The 18,798-nt window shown below is 60.7% G+C and carries 14 protein-coding genes; 10 read left to right on the top strand and 4 right to left on the bottom strand.

Going from position 1 to position 18,798, the window contains the following annotated elements; genetic code table 11:
* Window positions 1-183: 183 nt before the first annotated feature.
* Complete coding sequence (gene tusA, locus JMN22_RS10950; protein ID WP_030140914.1) at window positions 184-435, top strand: sulfurtransferase TusA; 252 nt, start codon at window positions 184-186, stop codon at window positions 433-435.
* Here tusA and JMN22_RS10955 read toward each other — a convergent pair.
* Window positions 432-1,835, bottom strand: a complete 1,404-nt coding sequence (locus JMN22_RS10955) for an MATE family efflux transporter (RefSeq protein ID WP_198797750.1) — start codon at window positions 1,833-1,835, stop codon at window positions 432-434. The two genes, tusA and JMN22_RS10955, sit on opposite strands and share 4 nt — an antisense overlap.
* 293 nt (window positions 1,836-2,128) lie before the next feature.
* On the opposite strand from JMN22_RS10955, the gene pdxB reads away from it, so the two are divergent.
* A complete protein-coding gene (pdxB, locus tag JMN22_RS10960; protein ID WP_198797749.1) occupies window positions 2,129-3,271 on the top strand; it encodes a 4-phosphoerythronate dehydrogenase PdxB in 1,143 nt (380 codons plus the stop codon).
* Window positions 3,272-3,481: 210 nt separating this feature from the next.
* Here the strand turns inward: pdxB and JMN22_RS10965 are convergent, their stop codons facing one another.
* Window positions 3,482-3,661, bottom strand: a complete 180-nt coding sequence (locus JMN22_RS10965; RefSeq protein WP_003199629.1) for a PA1571 family protein — start codon at window positions 3,659-3,661, stop codon at window positions 3,482-3,484.
* 258 nt (window positions 3,662-3,919) lie between these two features.
* Between JMN22_RS10965 and JMN22_RS10970 the strand changes: the two genes are divergently transcribed.
* On the top strand, window positions 3,920-5,692 hold the full coding sequence (locus JMN22_RS10970) for an ABC transporter transmembrane domain-containing protein (RefSeq protein ID WP_030140917.1): 1,773 nt from the start codon (window positions 3,920-3,922) through the stop codon (window positions 5,690-5,692).
* A gap of 204 nt (window positions 5,693-5,896) precedes the next feature.
* On the opposite strand, the gene JMN22_RS10975 is transcribed toward JMN22_RS10970, so the two are convergent.
* Window positions 5,897-7,825, bottom strand: a complete 1,929-nt coding sequence (locus tag JMN22_RS10975; RefSeq protein ID WP_030140918.1) for a transglycosylase SLT domain-containing protein — start codon at window positions 7,823-7,825, stop codon at window positions 5,897-5,899.
* A 214-nt stretch (window positions 7,826-8,039) separates the two neighbouring features.
* Between JMN22_RS10975 and JMN22_RS10980 the strand changes: the two genes are divergently transcribed.
* Window positions 8,040-9,959: an ATP-binding cassette domain-containing protein gene (locus JMN22_RS10980; protein WP_030140919.1), complete on the top strand. Its 1,920-nt coding sequence runs from the start codon at window positions 8,040-8,042 to the stop codon at window positions 9,957-9,959.
* A 132-nt stretch (window positions 9,960-10,091) separates the two neighbouring features.
* Here the strand turns inward: JMN22_RS10980 and JMN22_RS10985 are convergent, their stop codons facing one another.
* Window positions 10,092-10,532 (bottom strand): universal stress protein, encoded by a 441-nt coding sequence (locus JMN22_RS10985; RefSeq protein ID WP_030139946.1) that lies wholly within the window; start codon window positions 10,530-10,532, stop codon window positions 10,092-10,094.
* A gap of 102 nt (window positions 10,533-10,634) precedes the next feature.
* On the opposite strand from JMN22_RS10985, the gene JMN22_RS10990 reads away from it, so the two are divergent.
* The 6 genes from JMN22_RS10990 (at window position 10,635) to JMN22_RS11015 (ending at window position 18,712) form a co-directional block, all read left to right on the top strand.
* Window positions 10,635-11,072, top strand: coding sequence for a hypothetical protein (locus JMN22_RS10990; protein WP_198797748.1), 438 nt, complete (start codon window positions 10,635-10,637; stop codon window positions 11,070-11,072).
* Between the two features lie 481 nt (window positions 11,073-11,553).
* The gene (fadB, locus tag JMN22_RS10995; protein ID WP_030139948.1) at window positions 11,554-13,701 is read left to right on the top strand and encodes a fatty acid oxidation complex subunit alpha FadB; all 2,148 of its coding nucleotides are present in this window, start codon (window positions 11,554-11,556) and stop codon (window positions 13,699-13,701) included.
* A gap of 30 nt (window positions 13,702-13,731) precedes the next feature.
* On the top strand, window positions 13,732-14,907 hold the full coding sequence (fadA, locus tag JMN22_RS11000) for an acetyl-CoA C-acyltransferase FadA (RefSeq protein WP_198797747.1): 1,176 nt from the start codon (window positions 13,732-13,734) through the stop codon (window positions 14,905-14,907).
* 107 nt (window positions 14,908-15,014) lie between these two features.
* Window positions 15,015-15,251, top strand: a complete 237-nt coding sequence (locus JMN22_RS11005) for a DUF1653 domain-containing protein (protein WP_025212748.1) — start codon at window positions 15,015-15,017, stop codon at window positions 15,249-15,251.
* Window positions 15,252-15,366: 115 nt separating this feature from the next.
* Window positions 15,367-17,979, top strand: a complete 2,613-nt coding sequence (gene topA / locus JMN22_RS11010) for a type I DNA topoisomerase (RefSeq protein ID WP_030139950.1) — start codon at window positions 15,367-15,369, stop codon at window positions 17,977-17,979.
* A gap of 208 nt (window positions 17,980-18,187) precedes the next feature.
* Entirely contained in the window at window positions 18,188-18,712 is a 525-nt protein-coding gene (locus tag JMN22_RS11015) for a DUF6586 family protein (RefSeq protein ID WP_030139951.1), read from the top strand.
* Window positions 18,713-18,798: the final 86 nt, after the last annotated feature.

An 18,798-nucleotide genomic window follows, 5' to 3' on the forward strand; every position in this document is an offset into this window, starting at 1 on the left:
TGAAGCCAGTGAAATCCTCTGTGGGAGCGAGCTTGCTCGCGATAGCGGTGGGTCAGCTTGCATCAATGTTAAATGTGTCGACGCCATCGCGAGCAAGCTCGCTCCCACAGGGTGCAGTGTCGAACCAGGGGTGACCGAGCGCCGACATTGCGCGACAATGCCGGCCAGTTCCAGGAGTAGAACATGAGTGAAATGAACGACACGCCGGTCGACGGTACGCTGGATGCCACGGGCCTCAATTGCCCGGAGCCGGTGATGATGCTGCACCAGCACATCCGCGACCTGGCCCCCGGTGGCCTGCTGAAAGTCATCGCCACCGATCCCTCGACGCGCCGCGACATCCCCAAGTTTTGCGTGTTCCTGGACCACGAACTGGTGGCCCAGCAGGAGAGCGCCGGCACCTATCTCTACTGGATCCGCAAGAAGCTCGCTTAACCCGTCGAGCGGCTAAAGCGGATCTGCTTGCGCGCGCTGCGTGCCAGGCGGATCGACAGCATCAGCGCCGCGCAGCTCAAGCCTGCAATCAAGCCTTGCCACAATCCGCTCGGGCCGCTGGGGGCGCCGAGCCAGTCGGTCAGGCCCAGGGCGTAACCCACCGGCAGGCCGATGCCCCAATAGGCGAACAGGGTCAGGATCATCGTCACCCGGGTGTCCTGGTAGCCGCGCAATGCACCCGCCGCCGTGACCTGGATCGCATCGGAAAACTGGAACAGCGCCGCATACACGATCAGCATCGACGCCACTTCGATCACTCTCGGATCGGCGGTGTAGATCGCGGCGATAGGCTCACGCAGCGCGAACATCAGGCTCGCTGACAGGCAGGCGTACGCCAGGGCCGTGCCCATGCCGACGCCTGCGGCGAAACGCGCTTCCCGGGGCTGGCTGCGCCCCAGCGCCTGGCCTACCCGTACTGTCACGGCCATGCCCAGGGAGTAGGGGATCATGAACACCAGCGAGCTGAAGTTCAGCGCGATCTGATGCCCGGCCACCACCGTGGCGCCGAGGCTGCCGATCAGCAGGGCGATCACAGCGAAAATGCTCGATTCGGCGAACACCGCGATGCCAATCGGCAGGCCGATGCCCAGCAGACGCTTGATCACCGACCATTGCGGCCAGTCGAAACGAGTGAACAAGCGGCTCGATTGATAGGCCGGGGCCCGGAATGTCCAGACCGCCATGCCCGCCGCCATGAACCACATCACGATGGCCGTGGCCCAGCCACAACCGACCCCGCCCATGGCCGGGACGCCCAGGTGTCCATAGATGAAGATGTAATTGAGCGGAATGTTCAGGCCCAATCCGCATAGCCCCAGCACCATTGCCGGTCGCGTACGACCCAAGCCGTCGCTGAAACAGCGCAGCACGTAATAGAGCGCCACCGCCGGCAGACCGGTGCCGATGCCCCGCAGGTATTCCATGCAAGGGCCGATCAGTTCCGGATCGACTTTCATGATGTGCAGGATCGGCTCGGCGCTAAACAGGGCCAGGGTCGCGATCAATCCCACCACCAGCGCCAGCCACAGCGCCTGGCGCACCAGCGGTCCGATCTCGTCGAACGTACCGGCGCCGAAGCGCTGGGCCACTTTCGGTGTGGTTGCCAGCAGCGTGCCGGTCATCAGCAGGAACACCGGCACCCAGATCGAATTACCCAGCGCCACTGCCGCCAGGTCCCGTGGGCCGACGCGGCCGGCCATCACCGCATCGACAAAACCCATGGCGGTGGTCGCCAATTGCGCCACCATGATCGGCAAGGCCAGGGCGAGCAGCGTCTTGAGCTCCAGGCGAACCCGGGCCGGGCGGGAGAGGGCGTTGGGGGTTTCGATGACGGGATTCACAGGCGCAGCGTCCGAAAGATTGAACACAAGGCGGCGAATTCTACGCCTTGACGCAGTGGTCAGGAAAAAACCTGTGTTGGGGATTTGTAATCACTCTCTCTTGGGAGGATTTGGCGGGTGAATACCTTGTGGCGAGGGAGCTTGCTCCCGCTGGACTGCGAAGCAGGCCCGATTACCTTGACGACTGCTGTGCAGCCGAACGGGAGCAAGCTCCCTCGCCACAATGAAGCAATGGGCTGGCCCATCGAGGCGAGGAACGCCTACACTGCCCATCCCGCCAAAGGAGCTCCGCCATGCTGATCGTTGCCGACGAAAATATTCCCTTGCTCGATGCGTTTTTCCAAGGCTTCGGTGAGATCCGCCGGGTGCCGGGCCGAGGGATCGATCGGTCGATGGTCGAGCACGCCGATGTGTTACTGGTGCGTTCGGTCAGCCAGGTCAATCGGGCGCTGCTGGAAGGCAGCCAGGTGCGTTTCGTTGGCACCTGCACGATCGGCACTGATCATCTGGACCTGGATTATCTGGCCGAGGCTGGTATTCGCTGGGCCAGTGCCCCGGGCTGCAACGCCCGTGGGGTGGTGGACTATGTGCTGGGCAGCCTCATGACCCTGGCGGAAATCGAAGGCGCGGATCTTGCGCAGCGAACTTTTGGCGTAATCGGCGCGGGGCAGGTGGGTGGGCGGTTGATCGAAGTGCTCAAGGGCCTGGGCTGGACTGTGAAAGTCTGCGATCCGCCTCGCCAGGCCGCGGAGGGCGGTGATTATGTGAGCCTGGAGCAGATCGTCGAGCAATGTGATGTCATCAGCTTGCATACGCCCTTGACCCGCGATGGCGAGCAACCGACCTGGCACCTTTTTGACGAGCAACGATTGAACCGCCTCAAGCCGGGCACTTGGCTGATCAATGCCGCGCGCGGGCCGGTCATCGACAACAGCGCGTTGCGCGAGGTGCTGCTGGAGCGTGAAGACCTGCAGGCCGTGTTGGACGTGTGGGAGCAGGAGCCGACGGTGGATGTCGACCTGGCCGACCTCTGCGTGATCGCCACCCCGCACATCGCCGGCTACAGCCTTGACGGTCGCCAGCGCGGCACGGCGCAGATCTACCAGGCCTTGTGCGATTTTCTTGGGCAGCCAGTCGAAGTCAGCCTGGCCGATCTGCTGCCCAGGCCCTGGCTTGGAGGCATCACCCTTGACGCCGACACCGACCCGGCCTGGGCGCTGGCGGCGCTGTGCCGGAGCGTGTACGACCCACGCCGTGACGATGCAGATTTTCGCCGCAGCCTGATCGGTACGGTGGCCGAACAGCGCAGTGCTTTTGATGCGTTGCGCAAGCATTACCCACCACGTCGGGAGATCGACAGCTTGAAGGTGCGTATCGAAGGGCAATCGGCGGCCTTGCAGCAGATCGCGACGGCGCTGGGCGCTACTGCCATTTAAGCGTGGAGCGCTCTTGTGGCGAGGGAGCTTGCTCCCGTTCGGCTGCGAAGCAGTCGTCGCTTTTCGGCGCTCGTCCAGGCAATGGGGTTGCTTCGCCCGAAGCGTCGGACCGTCCCAGCGGGAGCAAGCTCCCTCGCCACAAGAATCTGCAACATCAGCAGGTATAAAAAACCCGACATCAAGGTCGGGTTCAATTGAAGACGGGCTGTATCACTTTTGTTCGGCAGGTTTGACCAGTCGTTTTTCCAGCTCGCTGCAGGCTTTCTGGATCATGTCTTCGGTGATCGGAACCTCGCGCCCTTGGGCATCGATGAACGAGCAGCCCAGGGACTGGTCCGGTTGCGTGCGGATCACTTGAATCTTGTCGTCGCTGCTGTGTTGCAAGGACATGGCCTGTCTCCTCATCAGGTTGCGTGCCTATCGTAGTGTCGCCAGGTGACCGAGCCATGACACTCCTTGAAGGTTCATGACGACAGCCCCACTCAACCAGAAACACGCATGCGTTTCCAGCCAGACGTTAGACCGATAACATCTAGGCATTAGTATCGGTGGTCATATTTAACCTGACTCATTTCGTTTCACGTTGGTTCCGCTGCGCTTCGGTGCTTTCGGCCGACCTCCTTTGTGCTCCATTATCGGACGATCTTGATGCTTTCTTCCCGACATCGCCGCGCCATACGCCTGGCCAGCGGCTTCATCGCTCCCTATCGCAAGCAGGTCGCCGGAGCGTTACTGGCCCTGATCGTCACGGCCGGTATTACATTGTCCATGGGTCAAGGGATCCGTCTGTTGGTGGACCAAGGCTTCATGACCCGTTCACCGCACCTGCTCAATCAGTCCATCGGCTTGTTCATGGTGCTGGTGCTTGGCCTGGCGATCGGTACGTTTGCACGTTTCTACCTGGTGTCATGGATTGGCGAGCGCGTGGTGGCCGATATCCGGCGGCAGGTGTTCAATCACTTGGTGTATTTGCACCCGGGCTTCTACGAGAACAACCGTAGTTCGGAAATCCAGTCACGGCTGACCGCCGACACGACCTTGCTGCAATCGGTGATCGGTTCTTCGCTGTCGTTGTTCTTGCGCAACGCCTTGATGGTGGTTGGCGGCATCGTGCTGCTGTTCATCACCAACCCCAAGCTGACCAGCATCGTGGTGATTGCCTTGCCACTGGTACTGGCGCCGATCCTGGTGTTCGGCCGCCGAGTGCGCAGTCTTTCGCGCCAGAGCCAGGATCGCATTGCTGACGTCGGCAGCTACGTTTCCGAAACCCTGGGCCAGATCAAGACCGTGCAGGCCTATAACCACCAAGTCCAGGATGAGCAGCGATTTTCCGTGACCGTGGAGCAGGCCTTCGAGACGGCCCGCAAGCGCATCGCCCAGCGTGCCTGGCTGATCACGCTGGTGATCGTGCTCGTGCTGGGGGCCGTGGGGGTGATGCTCTGGGTCGGCGGCATGGATGTGATCGCCGGGCGGATTTCCGGCGGTGAGCTGGCGGCGTTCGTGTTCTACAGCCTCATCGTCGGCAGCGCCTTCGGCACCCTGAGCGAGGTGATTGGCGAGCTGCAGCGGGCGGCCGGCGCGGCGGAGCGCATTGCCGAATTGCTGCGCTCGGAAAATATCATCCAGCCACCGGCTTTCGGTCTCGTGACCTTGCCCGAGCGGGTCCGGGGTGACCTGCGTCTCGAAGGCGTGCGTTTTTCCTATCCATCCCGGCCAGACAGCTATGCGGTCGATGGTCTCGACCTGAGTATCAAGGCGGGCGAGACCCTGGCCCTCGTCGGACCATCCGGCGCGGGCAAGTCAACGGTGTATGACCTGCTGCTGCGCTTCTACGATCCGGCGCAAGGGCAAATCCTCATCGACGACGTGCCGTTGACCTTGGTCGATCCGCTGGACCTGCGCCGTCATTTCGCCCTGGTATCGCAAAATCCAGCGCTGTTTTTCGGCACGGTGGAAGAGAACATCCGCTACGGCAACCCGCAGGCGACGTCCGAGCAGGTGCGCGAGGCGGCGCAGATCGCCCATGCCCACGACTTCATCGAAAAGATGCCTGACGGCTACCAGACCCACCTGGGCGATGGCGGCCTCGGATTGTCCGGCGGCCAGCGCCAACGCCTGGCTATCGCCCGGGCATTGTTGGTGGATGCGCCGATCCTGCTCCTGGACGAGGCCACCAGTGCCCTCGATGCCCAAAGCGAACATCTCATCCAGCAAGCCCTGCCCAGCCTGATGAAAAACCGCACCACCCTGGTCATCGCCCACCGCTTGGCCACGGTGAAAAATGCCGACCGGATCGCCGTGATGGACCAGGGCAAAGTGGTCGCCGTGGGCACCCACCAGGAGTTGGTTGCCAGCAATGCGTTGTATGCGCGGTTGGCGGCGTTGCAGTTCAACGTTGGCTTGGATTCGGCAGCCGACTGAGCGCGCGTCCACACGAATCCCCTGTGGGAGCGAGCTTGCTCGCGATAGCGGTGGGTCAGCTTGCATCCATGTTTAAGGTGCCGACGCCATCGCGAGCAAGCTCGCTCCCACAAGGTCCAGCAACCGACCAAGTAACCGACCAAAAATGCCCGCATCTTTCGATGCGGGCATTTTTTCTTCTCAGGAACAGCGTCTCGCTAATACTCACTGATCATCAAAATACCGCTCATGCCAGTCCACCAGCGGCTGCGGCGAGTTGAGTTTCTGGCCGTAGATCACCGAATAGGACAGTACGTTCTGCACGTACTGGCGGGTTTCGTCGAAGGGAATGCTTTCGACCCAGACGTCGAAGCTCAGGTGGTCCGCGCCGCGCAGCCACTGGCGAACGCGGCCAGGCCCGGCGTTGTACGCGGCGGAGGCGAGGACGCGGTTGCCGTTGAATTGGCTGTGGACCTGGCTCAGGTAGGCCGCGCCAAGCTGGATGTTCTTGTCCGGGTTCAGGACTTGCTGGGGCGATGCCAGGGGGATGTTGAACTTGCGTGCGGTCTCCTTGGCGGTGCCAGGCATCAACTGCATGAGGCCGCTGGCACCGACACCGGAGCGGGCGTCGTCCATGAAGGCGCTTTCCTGCCGGGTGATGGCGAACGCCCAGCTCGGATGCAAGCCGCGGATCTTGGCTTCGCGCACCAGCGTGTCGCGGTGCGCCATCGGGAAGCGGATGTCCAAGTCATCCCAGTACTTGGCCTGGCTGATGGTGCGGATGGCCGGGAAATACCATTTCAAGTCGTAGGCCAGTTTTGCCTGGGCGACCATTTCGTCCCGGTTGAAATGCCGGCTGACGTGATACCACTCGCGACGCCCATCGACGATGTCGCCCCGGGCGTGAAACTCCAGCGCTCGGCGGACGCCGGGCGTATTGCGCACCTTGTTGATCAGCGCCTGGCTCATGACCAGTGGCTTGTTGGTCAGCGAGTAGGGTGATTGGGAGCGGTCGGCGGCCAGGAACCCATAGAAGTCCCGTTCGCGGGCCAGGTGTTTATAGAGTGTCAGCGCTTCGGGATTCTGCGGCTGCGCCAGTTCCAGGCTGCGGGCCTGCCAGTAGCGCCAGCGATTGGTGGAGGCCAGCGACTCGGGCAGGCGACGGGTCAGTTGATAGGCATCGTCCCAGCGGGCCAGGCGCAGCAACAGGCGCAAGCGCCATTCCGACACGGTGTCGTCCCGCAGTTCCGGATCGTATTTGGTCATGACGTCCAAGGCGCGACTGTCGAAGCGCTTGGCCAGGGTCAGGCCGATTTCCCGAGCAATGGCGACTTTCTCATCCCGGGAGAAACGCATGGTGCTGGCGTAGCCGTCCAGCAGCGTCATGGCTTTTTCCGGGTCCTGGCGCGCCAGGCGACGCAGGCCAAGGCTGACGATGTCGGACATCGGCTCATCGGCGGGCGTGAAGCGAGAAGGCTGGTTGAGCAACTCGGGCTTCTGCGCCACGTCGACCAGCAATTTGCCCCGGGGAGCCAGGGTGGTCAGGCCGCTGACCAGACTGTTGGCCAAGGGGTAATTGCGCGCCTGGGCGGCCAGCTTGGTTCGCTCCCAGCGTTTCTGCTCGGTCAGTTGGCCTTGTGCAGCCCACACGCCAAACAGCGCATCGCAGGTGGCTGGCTGGGATTTGCCGCTGAGCCAGAGTTTTTCCGTGGCGGCGTAGCCTTCGGCCTTCTGCCCGTGCTCGAGCTGGTATTGGGCGTTGAGGCAGTCCAGTTCGGTGAAGTTGAGCTTGGGGTCGTAGTATTTGACGAAGGTCGCCCAGTCGCCCCGTTCCGCCAGCCAGCGCAACCAGCGCAGCTTCATCCAGTTGGCCTGGGGCAGGTCGCCGTGCTCGGCGAGAAATTTCTCGATTTCGGGATTGCTCGCGCTCTTGAGGCGAGCGGTCAGTTCGTCATAGGCCAGGTACGGCTCCAGCGGATAATCGCGCAGGGCCTGGCTGTAGCGAAAATAGGGGCCTGAATCACCTTTGGCCAAGGCACGCTTGGCCTCATCGTAGTACTGGCGCTGGGTAGAGATATCCACCGCCTGGGCGGATTGAACGGCAGTGGCACACACAAATAAACAAGATAAGACACTGAAAAGGCGACTGCGCATGATACGTCCGGGCAGAAAAAAACATGACAAGCCCAAGGGGAAACCGAGGGTAACTGGCTGTAGCTTAGCCTTTTGCCAGCAACCGGCGAAAGCTTTGCGGGGCCGTTGGCAAAACTTCGCGACATTTGTTGTACAGAGTGCTTCGGCGACGAAATTGACGGACCTTTGAGGTCTCTTCTCAGGTAGAATGCGCGCCCAGTTTTTGGAGAAGCTCATGACCCTGCTCAAATTCAGCGATGTGTCCCTTGCTTTCGGCGCGATGCCGTTGTTGGACAAGGTGTCCTGGCAGATCGCCCGTGGAGAGCGGGTGTGCATCATCGGCCGCAACGGCACTGGCAAGTCCAGCATGATGAAGCTGGTCAAGGGCGACCAGAAGCCTGACGACGGCTCTGTCTGGCGCGCGCCCGGCCTGAAAATCGGCGAATTGCCCCAGGAACTGCCGGTGGCCGACGAGCGGACCGTGTTCGACGTGGTCGCCGAGGGCCTGGATGGCGTCGGCGCGTTATTGGCCGAATATCACCACCTGAGCCAGAACATCGTCACCGATGCCGACCTGGACAAATTGATGCATGTCCAGCACGACCTCGAAGCCCGCGATGGCTGGCGCCTGCAGCAATTGGTCGACAGCACGCTGAGCCGTTTGCAACTGCCCGCCGACAAGACCCTGGCGGAGCTGTCCGGTGGCTGGCGTCGTCGCGTCCTGCTGGCGCAGGCCCTGGTGTCCGAGCCGGATCTTTTGCTGCTCGACGAACCGACCAACCACCTGGACATCGGCGCCATCGCCTGGCTTGAAGAAGCGTTGAAAGACTTCCAGGGGGCCGTGCTGTTCATCACCCACGACCGTTCTTTCCTGCAGAACCTGGCAACCCGCATCCTCGAACTGGATCGTGGCGGCCTGATCGACTGGAATGGCGACTACGCCAGTTTCCTGGTGCACAAGGAAGCGGCGCTGGCAGCGGAAGAAACCGCCAATGCGTTGTTCGACAAGCGCCTGGCCCAGGAAGAAGTCTGGATCCGCCAGGGCATCAAGGCCCGACGCACCCGTAACGAAGGGCGCGTGCGTGCCCTCAAGGCGTTGCGTGTGGAGCGCAGCGAACGTCGCGAGCGCACCGGCAAGGCCAATATCCAGCTGGAAACGGCAGATAAATCCGGCAAGCAGGTCATGGTGCTGGAGAACGTCAGCTTCGCTCACCCGGACGGCCCGTTCCTGATCAAGGATTTCTCCATGGTCCTGCAGCGCGGCGACCGGATCGGCCTGCTTGGTGCCAACGGGACCGGCAAGACCACGTTGCTCAAGCTGATGCTCGGCGGCCTGGTGCCGACCAGTGGCAAAGTGGAAGAGGGGACGAAGATCGATGTCGCCTACTTCGACCAGTTGCGCCATCAGTTGGACCTGGAAAAGACCGTGATCGACAACGTGGCCGAAGGTCGCGATTTCATCGACATCGATGGCCAGAGCCGCCACGTATTGAGTTATCTCGGCGATTTTCTGTTCAGCCCCCAGCGTGCCCGTACGCCGGTCAAGGCACTGTCAGGTGGTGAGCGCGCCCGTCTGTTGCTGGCCAAGCTGTTCAGCAAGCCAGCGAACCTGCTGGTACTCGACGAACCGACCAACGACCTCGACGTGGAAACCCTCGAGCTGCTGGAAGAGGTGCTGTTGACCTTCAACGGCACCGTGCTGATGGTCAGTCACGACCGGGCCTTCCTCGACAACGTGGTCACCAGCACCCTGGTGTTCGAAGGTGAAGGGTTGGTTCGCGAATATGTCGGCGGCTACCAGGATTGGCTGCGCCAGGGCGGCTCGCCGCGCCTGCTGGGCGTGACGGAGAGCAAGTCGGGCAAGGCCGACCTGAATTCGGCGGTCGTCAAGGCCGAGCCGGCGCCGGTTGCCACCGCTGCCGCGCCGGTCCCGGCGAAGAAAAAGCTCAGCTACAAGCTGCAGCGTGAGCTGGAAGCCCTGCCAGGCGATATCGACGCGAAGGAGCAGCAGATTGCCGCGGTGGAGGCCGAGATGGCCGACGCGGGATTCTACCAGCGGCCTGCTGCCGAAACCGCCAAGGTTATCGCGCAGTTGGAACAGCTGCAGACCGAGCTGGATGCATTGGTCGAGCGCTGGGCCGAGCTGGACGCTTGATCTCTTGAGATAGAAATCCCGGTCCCTGTGGGAGCGAGCTTGCTCGCGATAGCGGTAGATCAGCAGCATTGATGCTGACTGTCACACCGCTATCGCGAGCAAGCTCGCTCCCACAAGGTCAGGGTCTGGGGTTTATGTGCGCTTGATCAGGTGCACAGCCAGCACATCGCAAGGCGCGCCATGCAGCACATCGTTGGCGGTGGAGCCAAGCAACAATGCCAAACCGTGGCGGCCATGGCTGCCGACGACGATCAGGTCGCAGCCCTGTTCCTTGGCCAGGTGATGGATCTCCTGGCGCGGCTGGCCGTAGGTCAGGTGGCTGTTCTCCTTTTTCAACGCAGGATATTTCACGATCAGCCGGTCAAGACGTTCCTTGGCTTGGTCGAACTGTTGCTGCTGCAACTGGGAAAGATCCATCGGAACGTCACCGCCGAAGGCCATGGCCATCGGTTCGACGATATGCACCAGCGACAGTTTGTTTTCCCGGCCTTCGCACAGGGCGAGAGCTCGCTTGACGACTGGATCGCATTCTTCAGTAAGGTCGACGGCGACCAGGATGTGTTCGTAGTACATGGAAAGCACTCCAGAGAATGGCGATACGGTAAGTATGGCTGGTTTCAAGCGCATTGACGGCGACGCAGGTCAACGGGCTCATCAGAATTCGGGAGTACAGATATGACGGTCTGGATAGTGGTGTCAATCCTGTTGGTGGTATTAAGCCCCCTGGCATGGTTGCGGCCGTCCCGTGCACAGAACGGGCGCATGGCCCTTCGCATGGAGGCGCGACGCCTCGGGCTGGCCATGCAATTGACTCCACAGGACTGGCCTCACTGGCTTGGCCAGCCGCCGCCAAACCCGTGTGCGCAATACCACCGAGCCCGGCGGGGCAATCAGCCGGCCAGTTGGAGTTATTGGCAAAAGGCGCCTGGTGTGTGGGTGAATCAATGGCAGGAAACCTGCCAGGATGAATCGTTGCTCAGTCATTTCAGGACATTGCCGGCCAATGTCTACAAGGTCGAGGCTGACCGGCAGATGATTGCGCTGTACTGGGGCGAAAAAGGCGACGCCAGTGTCTTGCAGGACATTTCAGCGGTGCTCAAGGCGTTGGCTTGACGCATAAAAAAGCCCGACAGACTCATCGGGCTGGATGGCCAGGCAGGCCGGTAAACAATTCTTCAGGTCGTTCATTCGAAACGACCTTCGCATAAAGCGCTCAAATGTGTTGTCACCAGCGTAGTCGGTTGAATCCGTTGCGGTTGGAATTAGGGCGACTTTTCTAATTATTGATTCTATGAATGGTTGCTCATGCAGCGCCGTGTTGCGGATCCGTGCGGTACGGAAATGACCGGGGAGTCCCGTTCAAACGCTTGTTTAGGGCGATTGACAATTGTCGGAAATTCCGTGAAGGTGACGTACCCAAATCAAACGGGCGTATGAATTGAGCGTTTGTATCGGAACGTTCCTACAGACCCCGACTATCGCGTTGACGGGTGTGCCTGGCGGATTGGCGTAGCATCGACGGTAATGTCAATGCCCAACCAGTGGTCAGCGTCCAACGTGTACTGTTCAGCTTCCATATCGTGGAGATCAGTTGATGATTTACGAAGGTAAAGCCATCACGGTTAAGGCTCTTGAAAGTGGCATCGTCGAATTGAAATTCGACCTCAAGGGTGAGTCCGTCAACAAGTTCAACCGTCTAACCCTGAATGAATTGCGTCAGGCCGTGGACACTATCAAGGCAGATGCTTCGATCAAGGGTGTGATCGTCAGCAGTGGCAAGGACGTGTTCATCGTCGGCGCCGACATCACCGAATTCGTCGACAACTTCAAGCTGCCCGATGCCGAACTGATCGCTGGCAACCTCGAAGCGAACCGTATCTTCAGCGACTTCGAAGACCTCAACGTACCGACCGTCGTGGCCATCAATGGCATCGCCCTGGGTGGCGGCCTGGAAATGTGCCTGGCGGCGGATTACCGTGTCATGTCCACCACGGCCAAGATCGGCCTGCCGGAAGTCAAGCTGGGCATCTACCCAGGCTTTGGCGGTACCGTGCGCCTGCCGCGCCTGATTGGTGCCGACAACGCCATCGAGTGGATTGCCGCCGGCAAGGAAAACCGTGCCGAAGACGCGCTGAAGGTCGGTGCCGTAGACGCCGTGGTTGAACCAGGCAAGCTCCAGGAAGCGGCGCTTGAGACTGTCAAGCGCGCCATCAGCGGTGAGTTCGACTACAAGGCCAAGCGCCAGCCGAAGCTTGAAAAACTCAAGCTCAACGCCATTGAACAAATGATGGCCTTCGAAACCGCCAAGGGTTTCGTAGCCGGTCAGGCGGGCCCGAACTACCCGGCGCCGGTCGAAGCGATCAAGACCATCCAGAAAGCCGCGAACTTTGGTCGCGACAAGGCCTTGGAAGTCGAAGCCGCCGGCTTCGTGAAACTGGCCAAGACCTCCGCCGCGCAGAGCCTGATCGGTCTGTTCCTCAATGACCAGGAACTGAAGAAAAAGGCCAAGGCCTATGACGAAATCGCCCGCGACGTGAAGCAGGCCGCCGTGCTCGGCGCCGGCATCATGGGTGGCGGTATCGCCTACCAGTCGGCGTCAAAAGGCACGCCGATCCTGATGAAGGACATCAACGAACACGGCATCGAGCAAGGCCTGGCGGAAGCTGCCAAGCTGCTGGTCGGCCGCGTCGACAAAGGCCGCATGACCGCCGCGAAAATGGCTGAAGTGCTCAACGGCATTCGTCCTACGCTGTCCTACGGCGATTTCGGCCATGTCGACCTGGTGGTCGAAGCCGTTGTCGAGAACCCGAAGGTCAAGCAAGCGGTACTGGCTGAAGTCGAAGACAAAGTCAAAGAGGACACCATCCTCGCCTCGAACACCTCGACCATTTCCATTTCGCTGTTGGCCAAGGCCCTCAAGCGTCCGGAAAACTTCGTCGGCATGCACTTCTTCAACCCGGTGCACATGATGCCGCTGGTGGAAGTCATCCGTGGCGAAAAATCGAGCGAACTGGCGATCGCCACCACCGTGGCCTACGCCAAGAAAATGGGCAAGAACCCGATCGTCGTCAACGACTGCCCGGGCTTCCTGGTCAACCGCGTGCTGTTCCCGTATTTCGGCGGTTTTGCCAAGTTGGTCAGTGCCGGCGTGGACTTCGTGCGCATCGACAAGATCATGGAAAAATTCGGCTGGCCGATGGGCCCGGCGTACCTGATGGACGTGGTCGGCATCGACACCGGCCACCACGGTCGCGATGTCATGGCCGAAGGCTTCCCGGACCGCATGAAGGACGACCGCCGTTCGGCCGTCGACGTGCTCTACGAAGCCAAGCGCCTGGGCCAGAAGAATGGCAAGGGCTTCTACGCCTATGAGACCGACAAGCGCGGCAAGCAAAAGAAAGTCGCCGACTCGTCGGTGCTGGAAGTGCTCAAGCCGATCGTCTACGAGCAGCGCGAAGTCACCGACGAGGACATCATCAACTGGATGATGATCCCGCTGTGCCTGGAAACCGTGCGTTGCCTGGAAGATGGCATCGTCGAAACCGCCGCCGAGGCCGACATGGGTCTGGTCTACGGCATCGGTTTCCCTCCATTCCGTGGCGGTGCGCTGCGCTACATCGATTCGATCGGTGTGGCCGAGTTCGTTGCCCTGGCTGACCAGTACGCTGATCTGGGCGCGCTCTACCACCCGACCGCGAAGCTGCGTGAAATGGCCAAGAACGGCCAGAGCTTCTTCGGTTAAGCGCCCAACGACTAGAGCGAGAGAACATTTATGAGCTTGAATCCTAGAGACGTCGTGATTGTCGACTTCGGTCGTACGCCGATGGGCCGCTCCAAGGGCGGCATGCACCGCAATACCCGCGCCGAAGACATGTCGGCGCACCTGATCAGCAAACTGCTGGAACGCAACGTCAAGGTCGACCCCAACGAGGTCGAGGACGTGATCTGGGGCTGTGTGAACCAGACCCTGGAGCAGGGCTGGAACATCGCCCGCATGGCTTCGCTGATGACCCAGATCCCTCACACCGCCGCTGGCCAGACCGTCAGCCGCCTGTGCGGTTCGTCCATGAGCGCGCTGCACACTGCCGCCCAGGCGATCATGACCGGCAACGGCGACGTATTCGTCGTCGGCGGTGTCGAGCACATGGGCCACGTGAGCATGATGCACGGTGTCGATCCGAACCCGCACATGTCGCTGTACGCGGCAAAAGCCTCGGGCATGATGGGCCTGACCGCGGAAATGCTTGGCAAGATGCATGGCATTACCCGCGAACAGCAGGACGCCTTTGGCGTGCGCTCCCACCAACTCGCCCACAAGGCGACCGTGGAAGGCAAGTTCAAGGATGAAATCATCCCGATGCAGGGTTACGACGAGAACGGCTTCCTGAAGCTGTTCGACTACGACGAAACCATTCGTCCGGAGACCACCCTGGAAAGCCTGGCGACCTTGAAGCCGGCCTTCAACCCCAAGGGCGGCACCGTGACGGCGGGTACTTCGTCGCAGATCACCGACGGTGCCTCGTGCATGATCGTGATGTCGGCCCAGCGTGCCCAGGACCTGGGCATCCAGCCGATGGCAGTGATTCGTTCGATGGCTGTCGCGGGTGTGGATCCAGCGATCATGGGCTATGGTCCAGTACCGGCCACGCAGAAAGCCTTGAAGCGTGCGGGGCTGAGCATTACCGATATCGACTTCTTCGAGCTCAACGAAGCTTTCGCCGCACAGGCCTTGCCCGTGCTGAAAGATTTGAAAGTGCTCGACAAGATGAACGAGAAGGTTAACCTGCACGGCGGCGCGATCGCCCTGGGTCACCCGTTCGGTTGCTCCGGCGCGCGTATCTCCGGCACGCTGCTCAACGTCATGAAGCAGAACGGCGGCACGCTTGGGGTGTCCACCATGTGCATTGGCCTCGGCCAGGGCATCGCCACTGTCTTCGAACGCGTCTAAGCGTTGCGTTGATGGAAGCCGGGGCCAAGTGCCCCGGTTTTTGTTTTTCGGGTTTAGTAAAAAAGATTTTGTTTTTATTTTGAAAAAATTTGAGTGAGGGCCAACGCATGCCGATACAACCTGGGCTCTACCAACATTACAAAGGTCCGCAGTACCGCGTTTTCAGCATCGCGCGGCATTCCGAGACCGAGGAAGAAGTGGTCTTCTATCAAGCCCTGTATGGCGATTACGGCTTTTGGGTGCGTCCCTTGAGCATGTTCCAGGAGTCGGTCGAGGTTGACGGCGAACAGGTGCCACGCTTTGCTTTGGTGCAGGCCGAGGAGAGCATTTTTTCCAAGCCTTGAGGCCGACCTGGGGGAGACCCCGCCCTTGACCTCACCTTGCAGCCACTATATATAGCGGTGCCGCGTCAGGCGCCAACCGCCTTTCACTTTTTAGAATTCAGGAATTTTCTGATCCATGGGCAAATCGCTGGTCATTGTGGAATCCCCGGCTAAGGCCAAGACCATCAACAAGTATCTGGGCAACCAATACGTGGTGAAGTCGAGTATCGGCCATATCCGAGACCTGCCCACCAGCGGTTCGGCTAGCGCCAGCAAGGAGCCTGCCGCCAAGCGCGGCAAGGCGGCCGCTGGTGAAGCGCCGGCGCTGTCGCCGAAAGACAAGGCGCGCAAGCAGCTGGTCTCGCGCATGGGGGTCGATCCGGAACATGGCTGGAAAGCCAAGTACGAGATCCTCCCAGGCAAGGAAAAGGTCATCGAAGAACTGCGTCGGCTCGCCAAGGATGCCGACACCATCTATCTCGCGACGGACTTGGACCGCGAAGGGGAAGCCATTGCCTGGCACCTGCGCGAAGCCATCGGTGGGGATGACAGCCGCTACAAGCGCGTGGTGTTCAACGAAATCACCAAGAAGGCCATCCAGGAAGCCTTCTCCCAGCCCGGCGAGCTGGACATCGATCGGGTCAACGCCCAACAGGCGCGTCGCTTCCTTGACCGCGTCGTGGGCTACATGGTCTCGCCCTTGTTGTGGGCCAAGATCGCCCGCGGCCTGTCGGCCGGTCGCGTGCAGTCGGTTGCGGTGAAGCTGGTGGTGGAGCGCGAGCGGGAAATCCGCGCGTTCATTCCAGAGGAGTATTGGGAAGTCCACGCTGATCTCGGCACCGCCAAGGGCGCTACCGTGCGCTTCGAAGTGGCCCGCGAGAAAGGCGAAGCCTTCAAGCCGCTCAACGAAGCCCAGGCCATGGCGGCGCTGGAGAAACTCAAGGCTTCGAGCTACAGCATCGTCAAGCGCGAAGACAAGCCGACCAGCAGCAAGCCTTCCGCACCGTTCATTACTTCCACCTTGCAGCAGGCCGCTAGCAACCGCCTGGGCTTCGGTGTGAAGAAAACCATGATGATGGCCCAGCGTCTGTACGAAGCGGGCTACATCACGTACATGCGTACCGACTCGACCAACCTCTCGGCCGATGCCGTGGCGATGGCGCGCACTTATATAGAAAGCGAGTTCGGCAAGAAATACCTGCCGGACACGCCGAACGTCTACAGCAGCAAGGAAGGCGCGCAGGAGGCTCACGAAGCGATTCGTCCATCCGATGCCAATACCGAGCCAAGCAAGCTGTCGGGCATGGAGCGCGACGCCGAGCGTCTCTACGAGCTGATCTGGCGCCAGTTCCTGGCCTGCCAGATGCTGCCAGCGCAATACCTGTCGACCACCGTCAGCGTCGGTGCTGGCGACTTCGAGCTGCGCGCCAAAGGCCGCATCCTGAAGTTCGACGGTTACACCCGCGTCATGCCGCAAATCACCAAGCCAGGCGATGACGATGTCCTGCCGGACATGGCCCAGGGCGACGTGATGAAGCTGATCAAGGTGGATCCGACGCAGCACTTCACCAAGCCGCCAGCACGATACTCGGAAGCCAGCCTGGTCAAGGAAATGGAAAAACGTGGCATCGGTCGTCCTTCGACCTACGCTGCGATCATTTCCACCATCCAGGATCGCGGCTACGTGACGTTGCACAACCGTCGTTTCTATTCGGAGAAGATGGGGGACATCGTTACCGAGCGTCTCTCCGAAAGCTTCTCGAACCTGATGGACTACGGTTTCACCGCGGGCATGGAAGAGAACCTGGACGATGTGGCCCAGGGCGAGCGGGACTGGAAGAATGTGCTCGACGAGTTCTACGGCGACTTCAAGAAAAAACTCGAAGTGGCCGAAAGTCCGGACGATGGCATGCGTGCCAACCAGCCGGTCATGACCGATATTCCGTGCCTGACCTGCGGTCGCCCGATGCAGATCCGTACCGCCTCGACCGGCGTGTTCCTCGGTTGCTCGGGCTACAGCCTGCCGCCGAAGGAGCGCTGCAAGGCGACGGTCAACCTCGTGCCGGGTGACGAAATCGCTGCGGACGATGAGGGTGAGTCGGAATCCCTGGTCCTGCGCGGCAAGCACCGTTGCCCGATCTGCAGCACGGCGATGGATGCTTACCTGTTGGATGAAAAGCGCAAGTTGCACATCTGCGGTAACAATCCGGATTGCGCCGGCTACGAGATCGAGGAGGGCACTTATCGCATCAAGGGCTATGAAGGCCCGAGCCTGGAATGTGATAAGTGCGGCAGCGAGATGCAGCTTAAGACCGGCCGTTTCGGCAAGTTCTTCGGCTGCACCAACCCGACCTGCAAGAACACCCGCAAGCTGCTCAAGAGCGGTGACGCGGCGCCGCCGAAGATGGATCCGGTGAAGATGCCCGAACTCAAGTGCGAGAAGGTCAACGACACCTACATCCTGCGCGACGGTGCATCCGGTCTGTTCCTGGCCGCCAGCCAATTCCCGAAGAATCGTGAGACTCGGGCACCGTTGGTGATTGAAATCCTGCCGCACAAGGACGAGATCGATCCGAAGTATCATTTCCTCTGCGACGCACCGCAGAAGGATCCGGACGGCCGCCCCGCAGTGATTCGCTACAGCCGCAAGACCAAGGAGCAATATGTGCAGACCGAGGTCGACGGCAAGCCTACCGGCTGGAAGGCGTATTACGACGGCGGTAAATGGACCGTTGAAGACAAGCGCTGACTGAGCGATGTAAGGGGTTTTATGGCGAGGGAGCTTGCTCCCGTTGGACGCCGTAGCGGTCCCTTGCAATTGCAGGCAAGTAAAAGGCCGCATGACAACCCGTAGGTTTTCATGCGGCCTTCTTGTTTTTGGCTTGCAGTGGCTTTGGTTCATCCACGACACTGTCGCACCTGCGTGACGCTTTTATTTCGTTGGGGAGAATGCCGCCATGGCCCACGAACTCTATACCCGCACCAACCAGAAGATTTATTTCGCCGGCCTATCGCTTGAAGCGCTCGCCAGGGCCGAGGAGGGGCGCACCATGAATTCCCCGGCGCTGATCCAGGCGGGGCGTGAGTCAGTGCTGTTTCACCTGTATGGCGCGCTGTTGGGTCTTTGCCATGAAATCGCCGGTTTCTATCGCTTGCCCCAGGCAAGTGCTTCGCGCGCCGAGCTGATGTTGACGCGTGAGGTGCTGGAAACCGTTGCGATCCCCGAACTGGCTGAGATGGTCGAGCTGGCCCAGAACCCGGAAACCTGGCTGGCCAAGCTGCTGGCGGCCCATGCGGCACTGTTCCAGCCACCACGGGCCCCTCGCCAGCCAAAGGGGGACGTGACCCAGCCGTTGATCATGGCGGTCAATCTTGATGAACAAGAGTCCGAACAGCCGTTGAGCCGGGAGGAGCTGGAAAGCTGGCGCCAGAACCTGAAAAGCCTGGCAATTCGCTTTCGAGAGGGGCTGAATGAATGCTGAGTTTTCACTCGGCTTGCAATGTTCGCTAACGACACTTGGTCAAGATCCCGAGCGAAGCCTGACCGATGACTATATAATTCCCGCCT

This window comes from Pseudomonas sp. HB05 (assembly GCF_016756915.1).
Taxonomy (GTDB): Bacteria; Pseudomonadota; Gammaproteobacteria; order Pseudomonadales; family Pseudomonadaceae; genus Aquipseudomonas; species Aquipseudomonas alvandae.